7 protein-coding genes are annotated in these 20,799 nt (G+C 38.8%); all 7 read right to left on the reverse strand.

The window, feature by feature from the left end; genetic code table 11:
• Positions 1–11: 11 nt before the first annotated feature.
• On the reverse strand, positions 12–6,182 hold the full coding sequence (locus BM008_RS02990) for an S-layer protein domain-containing protein (RefSeq protein WP_091932971.1): 6,171 nt from the start codon (positions 6,180–6,182) through the stop codon (positions 12–14).
• 200 nt (positions 6,183–6,382) lie between these two features.
• A complete protein-coding gene (locus tag BM008_RS02995) occupies positions 6,383–9,406 on the reverse strand; it encodes a PAS domain S-box protein (RefSeq protein WP_091932974.1) in 3,024 nt (1,007 codons plus the stop codon).
• A 514-nt stretch (positions 9,407–9,920) separates the two neighbouring features.
• Entirely contained in the window at positions 9,921–13,625 is a 3,705-nt protein-coding gene (locus BM008_RS03000; RefSeq protein ID WP_091932977.1) for a PAS domain-containing protein, read from the reverse strand.
• 458 nt (positions 13,626–14,083) lie between these two features.
• Positions 14,084–16,666 carry a PAS domain-containing protein gene (locus BM008_RS03005; protein WP_091932979.1) on the reverse strand — a complete coding sequence of 861 codons (2,583 nt, stop codon included), beginning with the start codon at positions 16,664–16,666 and terminating at the stop codon, positions 14,084–14,086.
• Between the two features lie 180 nt (positions 16,667–16,846).
• Positions 16,847–18,064: a gluzincin family metallopeptidase gene (locus tag BM008_RS03010; RefSeq protein WP_218146682.1), complete on the reverse strand. Its 1,218-nt coding sequence runs from the start codon at positions 18,062–18,064 to the stop codon at positions 16,847–16,849.
• A 478-nt stretch (positions 18,065–18,542) separates the two neighbouring features.
• Positions 18,543–19,097 (reverse strand): ArsR/SmtB family transcription factor, encoded by a 555-nt coding sequence (locus tag BM008_RS03015; protein ID WP_091932985.1) that lies wholly within the window; start codon positions 19,095–19,097, stop codon positions 18,543–18,545.
• Between the two features lie 81 nt (positions 19,098–19,178).
• Complete coding sequence (locus tag BM008_RS03020; protein WP_091932988.1) at positions 19,179–20,762, reverse strand: type II/IV secretion system ATPase subunit; 1,584 nt, start codon at positions 20,760–20,762, stop codon at positions 19,179–19,181.
• Positions 20,763–20,799: the final 37 nt, after the last annotated feature.

The raw sequence follows: 20,799 nt of genomic DNA on the forward strand, positions 1-20,799 counted from the left end.
GAAACAGGACATCAGTCCTTTTTCCTCATTACCAGAGCGGTAAAAGCGATCAGTATCACAATTGGTGTTCCACTTAACCCTGGAATGCTATTGATATCTTCCAGATCACCACTTTCATCAATATCAGTTAAGTGCTCTGTCCTGACATTTTCAGCTGGTACATTATAACGTTCCTTATCCTCTGTTCCAAGTTCGCTCATTCCTGTTATAACGAATGGTGAAAAACCGGGAGTTTCTGATGCAAAATAGATGTAATCATCATCTTCTTCCACTTTCCATGTATTCAGCTGGTTCCAGATATCATCATGATATCTGTAAAGGTATATTGATGACCCAATAATAGAATTCTCTTTGATCCATTCCTTTGAGACCTTGAACCGTATCTGTATATCCTTTATATTATCAGAGGTTGCAAAACCTGTTTTACCTATCCAGATGTTCATGTTCTGATATACTTCACCTGAGGGGTCCTTATCTGCAAAGGACGATCTATCATTTAGGACTTCTATTGTTGCTGAGATAGGTCCTGCATTCTTGAGTGCGATGAACTTTATCGATTCAATGGCATTTTCTTCCTCTACAAAGTGATATGAGGTTTCAATATCCTTGTTCACGACTTCACGTACAACTTCTTTTTTCATGATGTTGTCGTAATCTTCACCTGTGCTTCCGCCACCACCGCCGCCACCTGATGAACTGCCGGTAGATGTGGTGGCTTCGGTACTTGATGTGGTGCTGGTCACAGCAAGGTCCCATGTTCTTTGTGCGTTCTCAGTTGCTGTCTCTGCAAATACAGTTATATTGTATGAACCTGCGGAAGCAGGAGTATACGAATAGCATGATGATACACATGAGCCATTTACTTGCATTTCAGTACCATTGACCATCCATGTAATATCACATTCCTTGTTAGCAGTAATGCTAAAGTTCTGACAATTACCTGGGTAGAATTTCAGGCTGGCATGAGATGGTCCAAATGTCATGATGTCTAACGGCGTGGTCATAACATCCATGTAAGGATAGAACCTAACTTTATCTGAATCTGCGACCTTGAAGTGTATATTCTCTGTAATGTTGACAGAGCTGGCTCTTGAAAGGATAATCTCATGTCCGTTATACATTGATATGCTCTCTTCAGAAAAATTACTAATTTCCATGTTCCCGTACAGGTCACTACTGGACAAAGTGAGATATTCATCTGATATCTGGAATATTCCTTCGATAGATATGCTGTTTGTTCCTGTCTGGTTTGTTATATCAGTAAAATGCACAGCAATTGTTGTTATATTGTCTACTGATGAGAGGTCTGTTCTGTAAGTATAATCATTACAGGAATATACTGTTGTGGTGTCTACTATTGTACCTTCTTTTGTGAGAGACACTATGGCACTACTATTGTTTGCATTGATATGGATAACTTCCATTTCATACCCTTCCCTGAGGGCAAGAGATGATTCAGGGTAAAGAACATAATGATTGTTGCTGTCGATCAGGACTCTGGATAATATAGAATTCGAAAGCAGGCTAACATTGCTTTCCTGGAATGTTGTTAGATCATCATATCCAGCAAGGTATTTCTCTCCAAGGAATCCAATTGCAGTATATTCACCCCATTCGTCATGTTTGAGATCGATCAGGAATGGGTTCGTATCATACAGCAGGCGATTTTCTTCAATGGTTCTGTCTGAGAGGTTGAGCAGTAGTCTTTCAGTCTCAAGTGGTTCATCAGAAATGTAATTAAATCCCTCAAAGTTAACTGAGGTCCATTCGGCTGTTGTTTTGTCTTCAACAACGGAACCCCTTATCTCCTGTATGTTAGCATCAACGCTTTCTTTTACAATACAGAAACTAAGGTCGTCATTATCATCAATATCAAAGTAAAGGTCGCCTGCAATTTTCACAGAAGAATTCCTTGTCAGGTCGATTGGTTCAGGATTGGTGAATCTAAGATAATCACTTCCAATTTCTGTAACCTCCAGTTGTCCAAAAATGTCTCCTGTCTCTATAAGGTGGGTATTTTCAAAATCGATCAGCCATAGTCCTTCAATAACCATCATACCCTCCGATTCCTCCTGGAATAGTTTGGTGACATTCATTGCCATGACCACTACATCGTCTTCACCTGCAATGTCTTTATCATAGATCCATGTATTGCCGGTAGTTGAGATATCGATTATTTCATCCTCTATGAACTCATTATCTTTAGCCAGTTCGACCCAGACTTTATCTCCCTCAACATCGATCTGCTTTGCTTCGATGGAGTAACCATTTGGTAGTTGCAGTGTTTCTCCAAGAGGAATGACTATCTTTTCATCAATATCGACCAGTACTTCTGCCAGTTTATGTGGCATGTTTGTTTTAAGGGGTGTATAGCGTTCACCAAAGATCCCAATGAACTTATAGGAGCCTTCTATATTGCTGCTCTTGAATCCAGTCAGCATTATTTTGGTCGTATACAGTAGTCCATCAGCTTCAATGGTGTTACCGTTTGAATACGATCCACCGAATATTTTCAGTGTTTCAGTTGAAACATTTTCGTCGTTATCATAAAGCAAGCCTGGGAAGTCGGTGGCCCCTATCGTGATATGATCCTCATCATTTGGGCCTGTAATATTGCTCAGATCAATGGCACTATAGAGAAGACTCCGTATCCTGATATCATCTTTCTCTGTATCTTCAATAGAGTTATCATAATTTGCCAGATAAGGATCCAGGAAAATATCCCTGATCATCGCAATCTTGTTTGTCTCTCCTGAAAACACATCATCCATAAGGAAACTGATCACAGTCTGTTCATTTCCATTCACAGACCTTTCAAAATAATAGTATTCTCCTGATCCCAGAATAATTTTGTCTGCTACCTGTCCGTTCCTGAGCAGATGGAAGTATGCTTTTTTGGCATAAATATCAACATACATTAGATCAAGGGTGTATCCTTCACCAATATCCAATGAACTACCAGTCTCCATAATACTTTTATTTTCCAGAGCCACAGTCCCTTCGTCAGATCCAACATGGTATACAGGCTCGAGTTCGATACAATCATTGGAAATTCCATCGAATATTTTTGAGATATTGAATGTCACTATATTGTGGATTATCTGGGTTGAAGGGTCGAACCTGCTATAGGCAAATGTAGCATCTTCTTCTATTATGTCATGATCGATGACTGTGCCGTCCTTATCAATGGATATTAAGGCTTTTTTACCAGATATCTCATCTATAATGACTGAATATCCATTATACAGCTTCCAGATATCTCCAACTTGTATGAACAGGAAGGACTCGGTGTCGAGTGTGTTCTCATCAGAGTAAAGGGTATAGTTAGTTGAGAGCTCAATAAATTGTTCGGATGTTGATATCAGGGTATTCAGAACCGGAAGTTCAACGATAGTTACAGTCTCACCGGTGTGTTCATTCAGCCGCTGATATACATAATTACTGTTCTCGCTTACAACACGTTTGTCCACTACAGATCCATCTCTTTCAAGTGACAGTATACAGTAATCACTTTCCTTACCAACGTCAATAACCCTTACAGAATAATTATTTCCAATATCCCATACTTCATCAGATTCCAGTAATATTGTCGGGTCAGTATCCAGTGTACCTGCATCAGTATATTGTTCTATCTGTGAGATAACTACAATACCATAGAATTGACTTTGAAATAGATCTGAAATATAGATGTTGACGATCATCTCATCACTGCCATTAAATGACCTGCTGTAATAGTAGTAATTATCTGCTGATGCAATGTGCTGATCAACAAGTTCTCCGTTCCTGCTAAGGTTTAGCAGGATCTGGTCACCATCTATATCTATTAAATGTGGTGTTAGAGAATATCCATTTCTCAATTCCCATGTTTGTCCTGTTCGCATTAATATTTTGGATATACTACAGTCCCAGTTCTTCTCATAGGTTTCGCTTTTGTCAGAAACTATGGCTTTGATATAATGGTGTCCGGATGAAGATGAGTTATTTATGAGGGAATCAAATGTGTAATTTGCAGTGGATACATTTTTATCTGTCTGAATGTGAGTGTTATCCAGATACCAGTCTATTGTGGAAGTACGGCTTGTATTGATATAGAAGTCCTTTTTTTCGCCAATATGCATCGAACAATCATCCCCGATGGGATTGGTTATAATGCTATCCGATAGATGTGCTTTTACTGTCCATGTCCACTCATTCTGAAGTATTCCATTCTCATTCTCTGCTACTACTTTCAGGTTGTATGTGCCGGATGTATTACTTATATTGGTATATGAGGCTGACATAACAGATTCATTGGTATAGAGTATCTCTTCATCAAGGATCCACGTAATATCTGCTATTTCATTCAGTTCTATATCAAAAGTGGTCATGTCTCCTTCATAGGAGCTTGCGTAAGGAGCATCCGGTGTTAATTGAACTATCGTCAGTGGTTCAGGAGTTATGACCTCTGTGAATGGATAGTATCTCAGGGTATCATCGTTTGCTATTCTAAATGAAAAGTTACCTGCGATATCGATGATGGAATCCTTTGAAAGCGTTATCGTGTTATTATTCTGCATTCTGAGATAATTGCTTCCGATATCTGAAACAGAAAGCTCGCCAAAAGTATCACCATTATCTATCTTAAGAATGTCCTGATCATCCCTTAACCATATACCGTCTATTGCAACAGTTTGATCAGTCGATATATTGCTCAGGTGTATTCTCATTATCTCAACTGTATCCATGCCTGCGATATCTTCCTCATAGACGATGGTTCCACCGTATGTGCCCAGTGTAATTGTCTGGTTGTATTTCTCTTGCCTGTTCTTTAAGATTTCAATGGAGACTTTTTTCTCATCTACATTGGCATACTTCAAGAAAAGTGTATATTCATCATTAACGGAAAGATTTTCTCCTAGTTGAAGATGATATTCATCATCACTATCTAGGAGCAATCTTGTAAGTATGTTCGATGTATTGTTCTTTAATGGAATATACATCTCTCCGAACAATCCCATCACAGGATATTTTGTAGGGTAAAGTGAAGTGTCAAGGTCACTGTAGTTAGCTTTGAAATAACTTTCCTGGATGCTCGTAGTGTATTCCATACAGTTCTCTTCAATATCCCTTCCATTTAGATTGGTCAGGATAATCTTTTCAGTTCCCAGATCATTGTTGATGTCATAATAGAAATATTCAAAATTCAGGGGTGTCCAGTTAACCCTTTCATTTTCTGCAGTAATTCCCCTCAATTCATAGGTTCCAGCTGCGGTCCTATCTACAGATGGTTTAAACCTGAGTGTCTCATCATCAGCGACATTAAGTAAAATATCTCCCATCAATTCTACGAGATTACCTTTATTCAGGGTTACTGTACCACTGTTCTTCATCTGGATATTTGTCTCATTTATGTGCATTACACGCATGTTGGCGTAGGAGTCTCCAGCCTCAATATCCAGATAATCATCTGATATCTGGAAGATTCCTTCAAAAACAACAATTTCTGATATCATTCCTATGAAGCAGTCAACGGGACGAACTGCGATCAATGTAACATTCTTACAGTCCCCTATATTGGTCTTATACACATAATGATCATAAACAGAAACATTTTTTTGTTCGATCTCCACTCCATCTTTGGTAAGTGCCAATAACACAGAATTCCCTTCATATAGAATATCTACAATATCAAGTGCGTATCCATCGTTAAGTAACAGGGACGAATCAGAATATACTACTACGTGTTCATCATCATCGATCAATACCTTTGATAACTGTCCCACAGATAACATATTCAGATCATCTGACCCACCGATGATTGTTGTGTTGTTGGTGTACGCTACAAAATATTCTTCTCCGAGAAAACCTACAGTTTCATAACTGCCCCATTCCTCATGTGCAAAATCCGTCTCAATTGGTACGGCTTCATAGACAATATCATTAGAATCTATGTTTCTTCCAATATCTATTATTGTAAGTGATTCTGATAACTTTCCAGAATCCAGGTCATAGTAGAAACCGGAAAATGTCCTTGCATCCCATGTATATGTTGAAGAGGAAGCTGTAAGTTCGTCCCACACAAGATCTCCTTCTTGTGCTGATATGTTCGAATAGGAAGAAGTCTGACTAGTACTGTCTGAAACTGCAATTCCGATAGATGCTATTAGAAAAAGAATTAGCATTACCACGTTTTTAAAATCCATTTTACCACCACTGCCCTATGTTCTTGTTCGTGGAATGATAAATGATATACTATCAAAATATCATTGTCATAAGGAAAACATTTTGTAAAGTAGATGGTCAATAACTATTTAAAGTTATTTATTTACATTTTAATAATTTAATAGCAGATTGATAATTGACAGGTTATGTATGGTCGAAGAATGATCCGGACGATCAGGAGCTACAAAATGTGCTGTAATCCATTTGATCTTTTATCCATTGGAATACTGACCATAAAAGTACTACCTTCCCCAACTACACTATGAACAGTAATATTTCCACCATGCATTTCCACATATCTTTTTACAAGTGCAAGTCCCAGTCCGGTCCCTTCGAATTCACGTGTCATAAAACTGTCAACCTGTTTGAAAGGTTCAAAGATATTTTCTAGTTCTGCTTCAGGAATACCAATTCCTGTATCAGATACAGATATATGCAGCTCATGATCAGTGCAGGTTGCTTTGATACCGATCTTTCCTTTATCAGGTGTAAATTTGACTGCATTTGAAAGAAGATTGTGCATAATATCCTTGATCTTGCTCTGGTCAGCATTGATCTCTATGTTGCTGGTCTGTATATCGGTGCTTACATCAATTGATTTTCTTTTTGCAAAAGGTTTGACCGTTGTAATAGCTTCCTTCAACACATCCTCGATATAGAAGGTTCTGAGATCTAGTTTCATCTCTCCGGATTCAACTTTTGATAGGTCTAGTATATCATTGATAAGTTCTATTAGATGTCCACCACTTTTCAGTATGTTAGATATGTATTTTGTTTGTTTCCTGTTCAATTCACCAGGTATCTTATCATCAAGCATCTGGGAGAAACCTAATATCGAATTAAGTGGTGTTCGCAGCTCATGGCTCATATTGGCAAGGAATTCAGATTTTGCCTTGCTGGCTGTTTCTGCTACTATCTTAGCCTGTAGTAGTTTTTCCTGGGCATGTTTTCGTTCTGTAATATCTCTGCAGATGCAAAAAGCAAGCTTCTGGTCTCTTATAATAGCCCTGTTTGAACTGACCTCAACATCAAGTAAGCTACCATCTTTCCGGCGATGTTTCGTTTCAAAATGCGAGGATACTTCATCATTGGTTCTAATTATTTCGAGCAGCTCTTCTTTCTTGCATTTAGGGTCAAGGTCCCAGACATGCAACTGAAGTAGCTCATCCATGGAATAGCCAAGCATCTTCGCATATTTCTGGTTCGCCTCGAAAACTTTTCCATTCTGGTCGATAACAACGATCCCATCACTGGACTGCTCGAAGAATATACGCTTTCTGATCGCTTCTTCCTGTATCTGACGTTCGATCTCTTTACGCTTTGTAATATCCCTGCACACAGAGAATATCAATTTTTCTCCTGAGAACGTAGCATCATTGGCGCTTATCTCAACATCAAGAAGTTTACCATCTTTTCGGCGAAGTGTAGTTTCAATATATCTGTCAGCAGTATCATAATTATCGAAGGTATCTAACATCTCTTCCTTCGTCCATTGGGCATCTATTTCCCATACATGCATCCCATTGAGCTCTTCACTTGAATAACCGGTCATTTGAGCATATTTCTTGTTTGCTTCAAGTATCTTACCATTCTGATCAAGAATTACAATTCCATCGTTTGAATTTTCGATAAGTATACGTTTTCTAATGGCATCTTCTTCAATTTTTCTCTCTGCTTTTTTTCTTTCTGTTATGTCTTGCAGAAAACCGATCACTGTTGTTACTTTTCCACTTTCGATTATCGGACTGCCACCTGCCCTTACCCATTTATGCTTACCTTTTGCAGAAACAAATTCAAGTTCAAGGTCGTATGCTTCCCCTTTTTCAATAGTGTCTTTAAATGCTCTCTCTATTTTATTCCTAGATCCGTCAGGGAAGAATGCCAGACCATATTCACTTACAGTTTCGTCTGGCTCTGTATCTCGGATCTTTGAAATTTCAGATGTTATTGTACTTTCTCCTGAGAGGACATCGAACTGCCACCCACCGATCATTGCGATCCTTCCAACCTCATTCAGGAGTGCTTCCTTTTTATGCAGCTCGATCTCAGCGAGTTTTTGTTCAGTAATATCGTGTATCGTTCCGATCACAAGGTTCTTATCCACAAAATACTCGGCTACTGAATGGATGTAGCGGATCTCACCGTCATTTTGTCTCTTGATCCTGAACTGCACATCATAAGATGCTTTTCCTGTGATCAGGTCCTTCATTGCTTTATCAAGCATTTGGCGCTCATCAGCCAGAGGGATCGTCTGTATTTCCTTAATGGTAAGATGAGCATTGTTTAGTCCGTATATCCTTTGAGCTTCATCTGAAGCTTCAGCAATACCTGTATTCAGGTCAAAGTACCAGCTTCCGAAACGTCCAACTTTCTGTGCCGTTCTTAAATGGGTCTCTCTTCTCTTTGAATCCTCTTCAGAACGCTTTCTTTCTGTTATGTCTCTACCTACACCTAGTATTCCTATGATGTGACCATTCTGGTCATACATAGGACTTTTGATGGTCTCAAGGTACTCTTTATGTCTATCATCAGCATAGATGACCTCTTCTTCGTTAATTATAGGTTTACCGGCTTCCAAAGCCTCTTTGTCCTTCTGAGTGAAAAAATCGGCAAGTTGTTTATCAAGGAAATCATAGTCTGTCTTCCCAACGATATCCTCTTTCTTCGCACCAAATAAACGCTCGAACTTTGAATTACATGTGAGAAATACTCCGTTGATATCCTTCAGCCAGACAAGGTCTGGCAGAGTATCTACCAGCGTATGGAATTGTCCTTCACTTACCAAAAGAGACCTTTCAGTAGAACGACGTTCGGTTATATCCTCTCCGACGCTTATTACAGAGGATATGTTCTTATTCTTATCATAGACCGCAGTGTTCGTCCAGGCTATAAGTTTCCTTTTACCACTCCTGGTAAGTATTTCATTCTCATAGTACGTGGGTATTTCCGTATTCTCTATGGTTTTGAAAAATATTTCTTTTATATCATCGAGTGTATCGGGTGGCAGAAAAAGATCGAACCAGTTAAGACCTATTACTTCTTCTCTTTCCCATCCTGCAATATCAAGAAGTATGTCGTTACAATCGATCATATGCCCATTTGCGTCGAGCACAACTTCTGCAAGCTGCATGTTATTGAGTACTGCACGAAGATCCCCTTCCTGTTCGGTATATGCAGTCTCTTCCTTCGTCTTTTTTGAAGACATGTTATGTCCTTCTATTGCAATATATCTGTATCCATTTTTTGTGCGGTTCTAACTTTGGACAGATGGAAAATGCCGTCTGAACTTATTGTTTTGTATATTTAGTGCTATACTTGACGGTCCCTTTCTAATTTGTAAATAGTTCTATGATGATCACTTTTTCCCATTTCGGGTATTTCTTGTCATTACATGAATATTATTATAATATCCATGCATATTTTAATAGATGTGTTTATATAAATATTGTCCTGACGATATTCTTTTTTGTAATTATAATATCTCTTTATCACCGGATGTATCTGATAGACAAATAAGAACAGTGGGCTGTACTTGAGGAATATGGAGCTTACAGATATTACAACTGGTGGGATCTTCAGATAGTGATCTTGCCTTTATTCCAGTGATGTTCGAGAACTTTATTAGATGGAATGGATGCTGAAAGATCCATGGAAGGAACAGTTTCTACATTATCACTTCGTATCATGATCGATGTATTTTCAGACCTATTGACCATAGTTCACATATTTAGCTTCAAGGGGATGGAGAATATGAACACACTCCCTTCTCCTACCTTGCTCTTTACTGATATGTTCCCTCCGTGCATTTCAATATACTTCTTTGTAATGGCAAGCCCAAGACCTGTACCTTCGTATTCGTGGTTCATATACGGATTCAATTGTCTGAACGGATGGAACAACTTATCCATATCCTCAGTAGCAATTCCTATTCCCGTATCCTTTACCTTGATATAGAGCATGTCATTCACTTTCGTAAGATCGATATCGACCTTCCCTTTTTCAGGAGTGAACTTTATGGCATTGCTAACAAGATTATAGAAGATCTCCTTGAATTTTGTTCTGTCAGCCTCGATATTTCCTGTTGGCATTTCCGATGAAATGGTCAGTTCTATGTTCTTTTTTACTGCAAGGGGTTCCAGTGTCATTATGATCTCATCGAAAACTTCCGATATGAAGAACATCTCATAGTTCAGTTTCATTTTTCCGGCTTCTATCTTTGAGAGATCAAGAATATTATTTATGACATTCAGGAGATGCTCTCCGCTTTTGGAAATGTAGGACAGGTACTCAGCCTGCATATCATTTATCTCTCCGAATGAACAGCTTTGAAGTATGTCTGAGAATCCAAGGATGGAGTTAAGAGGTGTTCTTAGTTCGTGGCTCATAGTGGCAAGGAACTCATCCTTTATCTTGCTTGCAGTCTCAGCTATTAGTTTCGCTTCCAGCAGTTCATTTATCTCTTTTTTCCTGTCGGTAACATCCCTGCATACGCAGAACACCAGTCTCTGATCGGCAAACTCCACAGAATTAGAGTTCAGGTCGACATCCAATACTCTTCCGTCCTTACAGCGTTGTTTAGTCTCCAGAAATAGCCCGGTCTCATCATTGTTCCGGATCATATTCAGAAGTTGATCTTTAGTATAGTTGACATCCCAGTCCCATACGTAGAGGTCCTTTATCTCTTCCATTGTATACCCGAGCATTCTGGCATATGCCGGGTTCGCCTCGAACACCTTCCCATCCATATCAAGGCTGACGATCCCGTCCTTGGACCGGTCCATAAGATTGCGTCGTCCTTTTACTTCCTGCTCAAGTGTCCTCTCATACTTTTTTCGTTCTGTTAGATCTCTTATGATGGCACAGTCATATTCCTTTCCTTCGTAGTTCATGTAACTGATCGTTATCTCAACAGGACACATTTTTCCTGATCTGGTAGGAACGAAGGTTTCAGTATCGATCACTTTCTCATTTTCTATGTTCGTCCAGTGTTTTTCCCAATCTTCCGGTGTTATCGTGGGATTTGTCTCGAAGATCATCATTGAGAGGAATTCATCCTCGGAGTAGCCAATAAGATCACAAGCAGCCTTATTGACGTAATCGATCTTCCCTGATTTATTGATCCATATAACTGCATCGCTGGATTTCTCCAGTGAGAAACTTGCCTTCTTTAATTGTTCTTCCGATCTTTTCCTCTGGGTTATGTCCCTGCCGACACCCAGCACTCCTATGAGCTTCCCGTTAGCATCATAAACAGGGCTTTTTATTGTCTCCAGGTATTCTTTATGTCCGTCAGCATAGGTGACCTCTTCTTCAAATACAATGTGAGTACCGGCATCTATTGCTTTCCTATCTGTTCCTCTGAAGAGATCAGCCGTTTCCTTTTCAACAAAATCATGGTCAGATCTTCCAATGATCTCTGCTTCCTTTGCACCGTAGAGTTGTTCAAATCTGGTATTACATGCAAGATAGAACCCATTCAGATCTTTTAACCATACAAGGTCAGGTATTGTGTCTACCAGTGTGCGTAATTGTCCTTTACTTTCAAGAAGTTCCTTTTCGCTGTTCTTTCTTTCAGTAAGGTCCCTTACAAAAGCACAATCATATTCCTTTCCTTCCCAGTTCAGATAACCGGAGGTGATCTCTACAGGACACATATCTCCTGATCTGGTACGGAGGCTGGTTTCGATGTGGAATACTTTACCTTCCTTTAATTTATTCCAATGTTCAGTCCACATATCATGGGATAAAAATGGATTGATGTCTGGCACAGACATAGTCAGCAGTTCCTGATCATTATAGTTTAAAAGCTTACGTGCAGCACGGTTCGCGTAAAATATCTGCCCGTTCTTTTCTAACCAGAATACTGCATCACCGGAATTCTCCAGCGAGAAACTTGCAAGTTTGAGATCATCTTCAGCTTTTTTCTTTTCAGTTATGTCCAGTGCGAAGGAGCAGATGTATTCCTTTCCTTCATAGTTCATATAGGTGGAAGATATGCTGACAGGTATGTTCTCACCTGACCGGGTAGAAAAATAGCTTTCTATACGATCTCTCTTTTTCCTTTTAATTTCGATCCATCTATGATCCCAGATCTCCTGGGTATAATAAGGAGCTATATCAAATACCGACATTGACTGGAATTCTTTTTTAGTGTAGCCAAGAAGATCGCATGCAGCCTGATTTACATAGATGAATTTACCATCATTTTTTATCCAGGCAACGGGATCCACAAAGTTCTCCACTGAAAAACATGCCATTTGCAGTTTCTTCTCGGCTCTTTTCCTTTCAGTTACATCCTTTATAATGGCGTAATTGTATTCCTTCCCCTCATAGTTCATGTAGTTGGCAGTGATCTCAACAGGAACAGGTTTTCCAGAGCTGGTGTAGAGGGTGGTGTCAAGATGGAATTCCTTGTTCATCTGCACCTCTTTCCAGTGCTCTCTCCAGCTTTCCGTTGTGAACATGGGATTAATGTCGGGTATGGACATTGATAGCAGATCGTCACTGGAATAATCAAGAATATCGCATACAGCCTTGTTGACGTAAAATATACTGCCATCCTCTCTTGACCATATAACTGCATCACTGAAGTTCTCCAGTGAGAAACATGCAAGTTTCAATCCCTTTTCTGTCCTTTTTCTTTCACTTATATCTTTTACAATAGCACAATTGTATTCTTTCCCATCATAGATCATGTAATTGACCGTGATCTCAACAGGGATGATCACTCCTTTTTTTGTACGATGGAGTGTCTGGAACATGAAATTCTTTTCACTTTTCACTTTTTCCCAGTGTCTTTTCCATTTATTAAATGTAAAATTAGGATTGATATCAGCAACACCCATGGTCAGTAGTTCATCTTCCGAATAGCCGAGGTGGGTACATGCAGCATAATTTACGTAGAAGAACTGTCCATTCGATCCTGTACAGAAAACCGCGTCGCTGAAATTGAACAGGGAAAAATTAGTAATGTGTCTTTTTTCTTCCAGTATCTTATGTTCAGTTATATCCTGGATCATATAATATTGCCTGTCCTGTTCTCCCAGAACAGGGCTCATGTAGATCTTTACATCCCGGAAGGTACCATTTGCTGCATTATGTCTTGAAATAGAATATCGTCCTCTTCCGGCAATATCAATGTTCTCATGACATTTTTCATATTTATCGGACAGAACTGCCAGGTCACGAATGTTCTTACTATGGACATCAGATCGCTTCCATCCATAGAAGCTGCATGCAGTATTGTTGGCATCTATGATATCAAGGGTCCGGGGATCGACAAGGAGGACAACTGCTACCTCATCTTCGAATAACCCTTTGCATGTTCCTTCCCTGGTAAGGAAGTACCCTATTAGTTCCTCATCTTCTTCACAGATGGGATCTATATTCCCGGTATGAAGTTGTTGCTCATCTATGAATACCATAAGATCATTGTCCTATGGCTGAAATAAGGATCGAAAGGACCATAACTTGGTCATATCCTCTGCGATATGAAACATCAGCAGCAGTTCCTAAACTATTGATGCTTATAGGTCCAATTTTTCAAATACTATAAAATAATCCTTTATCCAACCGCAAATAAAGTATCAAGCAACTACTATTTAAAGATTGTATATTCGGTCTTACAAAAATACAGATCATATATATGCATGATAATGCGAGCATCATTTTCATGTCAGTTTGCCATAGCGTGAACGTTCATAGACTGTATTTATGGATAGAAATAAATGAATAGAAGTGTTCTACCCTACCTTTCAACGGAGTTGTAAATAGCATGAAAAACTGGACAGAGCAGATGATAAAAATTCCGGATAAGATCTTGATGATGGAACAAAGATAAAGGTCATGGGATCATGTAGTTAAGAATGTCCTTTTACTCATCTCATCTTGAATAACTTTTCCTCAGTTTGATCCAGAAGGTGGAACCTGTACCTATTTCACTATCCTTAACGCCGTACTCTCCGCCGTGTAGTTCTATTGCTCTTTTGACTATGGCAAGCCCCAGTCCTGTTCCTTTTATACCTTTCTTGTCTGCACGGTGGAAACGATTGAAGAGCAGTGGTTTCTCATCATCAGGTATTCCTGTTCCCTGATCTGTGATGCTCATCTTGCACATCTTGTCCTCATCAGTGAAATTAACCTCGATATTTCCCTTTTCGGGACTGTATTTAATAGCATTTGAAAGGAGGTTCACAAATACTTCTTCAATGACCGGATTGACAAGTGCAGGACATTTCTTATTTCCTGTAATTACAAGGTTCTGTTCTTTATCTTCAAGTTGTGGTTTAAACCCATCAACTACCATCTTGAAGATAGATACAATGTCCATGGTCTCAAAGGTGATATCCTCTTCCTTCTGGAGTTTTGCAAGCTTTGTAGCCGTTTCAAGCAGCTCTATAAGTCTTTCATTGTTCTCTTTGACCTTTGATGCCAGTTTACGTGCATTCTCATCCTTTATGGCAAGCAGCAATTCCTCAGTATAACCCTTAATAACACTTGCAGGTGTGAGAAGATCATGCCTGATAATATCTGTGAAAAGGTCTTTGAGCTCGTTGGAATGTTTTAGCTCACCAGCATATCTCTTTAGTCTCTCCTCTGCTTTTTTCCTCTCAGTGATATCCCTGGCAACTGAAATTATCGCCTGTTCTCCTTTGTAGTCCGCAAGCTTTGCGTTCACTTCAAGGGGCACCTGACTTCCATCTTTATGGATATGTGATATCTCAAAGATCACATTCTTCCTGCTCATGATGCGGTCTGTATAACCATCTATCAATGGCTGCATTTCTGTCTTTACAAGGTCAGGAGGTGACATGTCAAGCAATTCATCACGGGTATATCCAGTAGATCCGATAACTGCTTTGTTAACATCCACGAATTTCCCGTAAGGTCTGTAAATAAATATCTGGTCATCGATATGATCGAATAAGGTCTTGAGGTTCTTTTCGGATTCTACCAGGAGTTTTTCCATCTTTCTGTTCTCAGTGATATCCTCTCCGGAACTTATCATACCTATACGCTTACCATTCTCGTCCTCAACAGGTACATCATGCCAGAAGATCAGCCTTTCTTCTCCATCCTTTGTCATTATGAGGTTCTCAAAATATTGAGGAGGCGTAAGCTCGTTTGCCATAACCTTAAAAAAGCTCTCTCTGGTAAGCTCTCTTACACTTTCCGGCAGGAAATCATCGAACCAGTTCCTTCCGATTATCTCTTCTTTTGGATATCCCAGTGTCTCTGCTCCAACCTGATTGACAAAGATGATCTGTGAGTCACTGTTGACTATCCCAATGATCGATCCGACAACATCAAGATAGTTCTCAAGTCTGTCCCTTTCTTTCTTGAGAAGCTCTTCACTGCGCATCCTCTCTCTGATGTCTCTTATAATGAGCAGTTCTGCTTTCTTGCCCTGGTAATCTATAACGGAACAATTGATCTCAACAGGTATCGTGCTATCTTCTTTTGTAATCATTTCAACAGTGAATATATTCCTTTCATTCACATTCTCATGATCAATGAACCACTCAATACAGTTCTGATGCTCGATATCAGGGATAAGGTTAAGATAGCTCTTGTTTATGATATTCTCTTTTTCCAGGCCTGTTATGTCAAATATTCTGGTATTTGCAAATTTCACCAGACCGTTCTGCAAGATAAGGATAGCATCATTTCCTTTCTCTACAATTGTTGAGTACTTCTTCTCTGACTCATGAAGTTCTGATTCCATCATCTTCGTTTTTGAGACGTCCTTTGCCACACAGATAAAAGCTTCATCGGTATCGTCAAGTGGTTTACAGACGACACTCATTGGTATCTTCTCACCGGTCTTGCATCTTCGCTCAAATTCATATCTTGATGAACCGCTATTTATTGCTTCTTTTATAAGTGGTGACTCGGAGAGATCGGTTGAACATTGTGGTATGAGGTCATTGATATTCATCTTCATCAATTCTTCAGACGTGTAGCCTGTACAGTTCACAAAGTTGATATTGAAATCAATGATATTTCCCTTATTGTTCACAACAAAAATGTAATCCTCGAGCTTATCGCAATAGCTCCGCGCTCTCTTTTCAATGTCCTTCAGTTCGGTGATCTGTACCCTTTTCTCAAAGAAGACGGATACCATTCTGGAAATAAGGTGCAGGAGCTTTTGATAATCACGTACCAGGTCCTCATTCTCTTTAAGAGTGATATCTTTGTTCTTTAGTATGATCTTAATGGATCCTTCTTTTTGTCCATTGACCACTATATCACTTGCAATTATCATGTCAGGGTCACTGCAGGAGGATGCTCCACAAATGTTGTCCTTCCACTTGACACTTGCAGAAACATTGTCCTCTGAGAAAAGTGCCGGTATCTTATCTACAAGTACTTTCAGTATCTCCTCGACAGATGCCTGATCAAGCATAGTATCGACTATATCGGCTATGTTCCCTATGGTATCTTCAATGTTTTTGAATCCCTTCATTTCCCACTAACCCCATGAGCAAATAAAGTCAACTATGTACACAAGAATGTAGCAACATTCCCACTCACCTTATACCCTTATGCTTTTTTTGGTTATAAATATACCTACTATAACTATATATTAGATTTAAATGTATTTAAATATTTGAGTGGTATTTGAAAAAAGAGTTATCTGAAGAGTTTAGTTGTAAATATAGTTCTCAATGAAGGTTATATCCTTATCTATGTTTGAGTTTGCTATATTGAGGTAGTCAGAATTATCAATGTCAGTTCCAGAGTTAACGAACTCCCTGTTCATATCCTGAAGGGTATTGATATCTGTTGTATCATATAATGTGTATGTAAGTGAGAATGCTTTCTTATATCCGAAATCCACACGCTCTTCTGTGGATCCGCTGATGCTTTCAGGAGTGCTCCAGTCAGCTAATGGATAATCATATTCATCCTTAAGATCGTTGTACTTGTTAAGGAACCTGTCACGTCTTGAAGCTGCCTCTTCCGGTTCCATCTCATCAAGTACAAGATATGTGTAAAGATCAGCATAACCTTCATCCATCCATAACTGGTCGAAGTTGCAGGCACGTGTCCAGTAGTGTGCAAGCTCGTGTATCAATATGCCGTGGTTCGAAGTATAGAGGAGCCATATGCCGTTCCTTCCTTCATTGTAGCCACCATAGCCTCCGGTCTCAGTTATGTTAGCCTGTGTAATGGTTATGTTATAACTGGCAGGATAAGGGACACCCCATTTCTCTTCAAGGAGTTCAAGACCTTCAATGGCTGTTTGCATAGTGTCCTGAGCCCATTCTTCCTCTCCTTCCCAGTACTTTACGGTTACATCCACATCTCTCTCATCAAGGTGTGCTGTATCTGTGAGTGTCAGGCGTGGTGAGGATCTTACAGAATTGACAACACATGCTGTGCTCCATTCCTGTCCTTTCTCGAACTTATAGATACTTGAATACAATTTCTCTTCGACCTTGTAGTCATCCCTGCTAAGGTGTGTATCAAAGTCAGCTGGTACTTCGAGTGTGACCTCTATGTTATCTCCATATTCATTCATGGAGAAACTAGCTGTGTTCTTGTTCGCTTCAAGTTCATAGGTCACGTAGAATGTGTAACTTTCCTCATACCAGACCTTCTTGTTGAAGTAGAATACATGGTAACCTTCAGTTGCTATGGAAAAGGTCATTGCTCTCTCGTCATCATAGACCTGGATGTTCATAGCAGCTTCAGGAAGGTAGTAGTTATAATTGGAGTAATATCCTCTCCAGTATTTGGTATCACTGTTATCGTTATGGAAAGTGATCTCCTTGGATACCTTTACCACTCCTTCTTCTGGCATCAGTTTGTAAGTTGAACTTATGTCAGTTGAGATATCATTGCTGTCGGCTACTGTCACTTGAACAGCGAATAGGAAAAGGACAAGAAGTATTGTTCCTGTTAGTAAACGACGTTTTTCAGAATATCCCATAGCTATCTGATGAGAAGACTGGATGTACATCGTTTAAACCGTTATGACATCATAATTGAATTTGTGTACATGGAAATTGGATGTATGTACATAGAATCATATATATTCAGTCTAAATTATAAATTCATGTAGGTATTAGTGGGAATATATGTTCAAAAAAGGTAGTTATGTATTCCGATTATTGTGTTTTTTCTGTTTAACTACTAATTGTTAAGCTAGTGATACTCTCTGATCTTCTTTTTGGAGCATGCTCTTACAAGAAATGGATGAGAAAAAGAATATGACTGATATTATTTATGTGTACAAGTAAATGAGACCCGGTGTTATGTAAATACCATTCAACTTTTATTGGATCTACATCTCATATATTAAAGCAGAGTCTTTAAAATTAATCTCTGTTGTGATCTCACTGATCCTTTACTTTGATGTTCAAGCGCAATTTAGCCACAGGTTCAAGTTTTTTCCACACTACTGTTGTATCTTTTCTAAATACGCAGTTTTGAACGGTCTGATCACAAAACTGCCCGTCAATTTCATAGATAAAAAATCCCTTATCACCATTAGTTGAAATTACGTGCTCTTTTCCCCGTAACTTTTTAGTTTCAATGATAACCACATCTTTTAGGATATCGAGTAGATTTGTTCCTTTTTTAATTTCTACTGTCTTAATGGGTGCAAGAACATCGAGTGATCGGGCTACATCCTTATTATTCAATTGAAGAACATGGGTTTTTCCATAGATATTTCTTGTAACAAGATTAGCATCCTCCAGAATATTAACATGTTTTGCTGCGACAGGAACAGATATGCTTTGCTCACGAGCAATTTCGGAAATGTGTTTTTCATTTTCAAATAAACTCTGAATAATATTTAATCTTGTTTTACTGTCTAATGCATAAAAAAGTTTTAAAAAATCAGATATTTCATCTTTTTCTGCTTTTTCATTAGCTTTATCAGTCATATGTCTTCACTAAAGACTAATATCTATATATATTTTTATATTTGGTATTTTGATCTTATGTATAAGTTGTTATCTTGAACTTTATTGAATATCCAGATCGATCATGCTTTTTTCAGGAGATCTATTGAAATGCTCGATCCAATAGATCACTTCACTATGATCACGAATTCCTTTAGAGATCAAAGTTTCCAAAAAGTATTTCCGTTCATTGAGAGCGTTTTTAAGGTCCTCTTCACTCCATCCTCTTCTTACCCGTATATCATTAAGGATCTTTGAACCATTGTATTCAAAAATATCTTTAAGTTTGTTCCATATGAAAACATCCTGCGTATCAATTTTTTCTGACACACCTGTTACTTCAGTGATCTTAGATACTTTGCGTATTTCAGTTCCATTTTCAAATGTATTAGATTGCATGCAGATTACATCAAGTGCAGTGAACATTGCTGTTGGAACATTGATAGGTGGGTTGGTGAATCTGTTGATCACTTCTGTGGGTGAACCTGCATGGAATGTGGAACAGGTAGCATGACCTGCATTCATAGCCTGGAAGAGTATTTGTGATTCACGACCTCTGACCTCTCCAACCAAAAGATAGTCAGGTCGCTGCCTTAAGGATGCCCTTAACAGATCATCCAGATCAATGTTCCCAATACTGTCATTTGAGATCCCTTCACGGGTTATCATTGGTATCCAGTTCTCATGTGGTAATTGTATCTCTCGGGTATCCTCTAAAGTTACTATTCTGATATTTAAGGGAATGAACATACAGACCGCGTTCATTGTAGATGTTTTGCCACTTGCGGTTCCACCGCATATCAATATGTTCTTTCCATGTTCCATGCAAAGCCAGAAATAGGCCATAATATCCGATGAGAATGTATTCCCGTCAATGAGGTCTAAAGGAGTAAGAGGGGATCTTTTTTGTTTTCGTATACTGAAAGAACTTCCTTTTGGACTGATCTCGTGACCATATGTAATATTTATCCTGGACCCGTCCTGCATGACTGTGTCCAGTATGGGAGATGATCTGGAGATGTGTCTGGAACTCTGATGTGCGACCCTCATCACAAAAGCAGCTATCTGATCATCGTTCTCAAATGTGATATTAGTAATGAGATTTCCGTAGGTTGAATGGAAAATATAAACAGGAATACCTACCCCATTACACCACGCATCTTCAATGTTCGGGTCACACATGACGGGGCCTATATTTCCGAAGTCTATAAAATCTCTTTTTATGTAGTAATAGATCTTTTCAAAAATTATTTCTGAAAATTGAGAATTGTCAGATAGCAGTTCATTAATTTTTTCTTTGAGAATTATGTATTTATTTTGTTTATCGATCTCATCCAGGTCATTTACATCTTTTAGTGTAAGCACATCTCCTATTGTGAATAGAACTTCGTCCAATAGCGATCTTTCCACTTCATTAAGTTCAGGTTCAACAACATGGTAGTACAGGTCGTTATCATTTTTCAATATGGAAACAAATGCATAAGGCTCATCAACCCAATAACGTTCAATCTCTTCTACCCCGGTTTCGGGTTCAAAGGTAACGATCATCTCATTATTATCGTATTTTTCAGTAGGTTTATCTGTGAACTTCAATGGTATGTTCACACTATTTATTATGTATCTTATCTTTTCAGACAATATTTGCATGTCTGAATCTAATGTATGTTTGTATTTAAGTGTTATA

The sequence above is a fragment of the Methanolobus profundi genome (assembly GCF_900114835.1).
GTDB lineage: Archaea > Halobacteriota > Methanosarcinia > Methanosarcinales > Methanosarcinaceae > Methanolobus > Methanolobus profundi.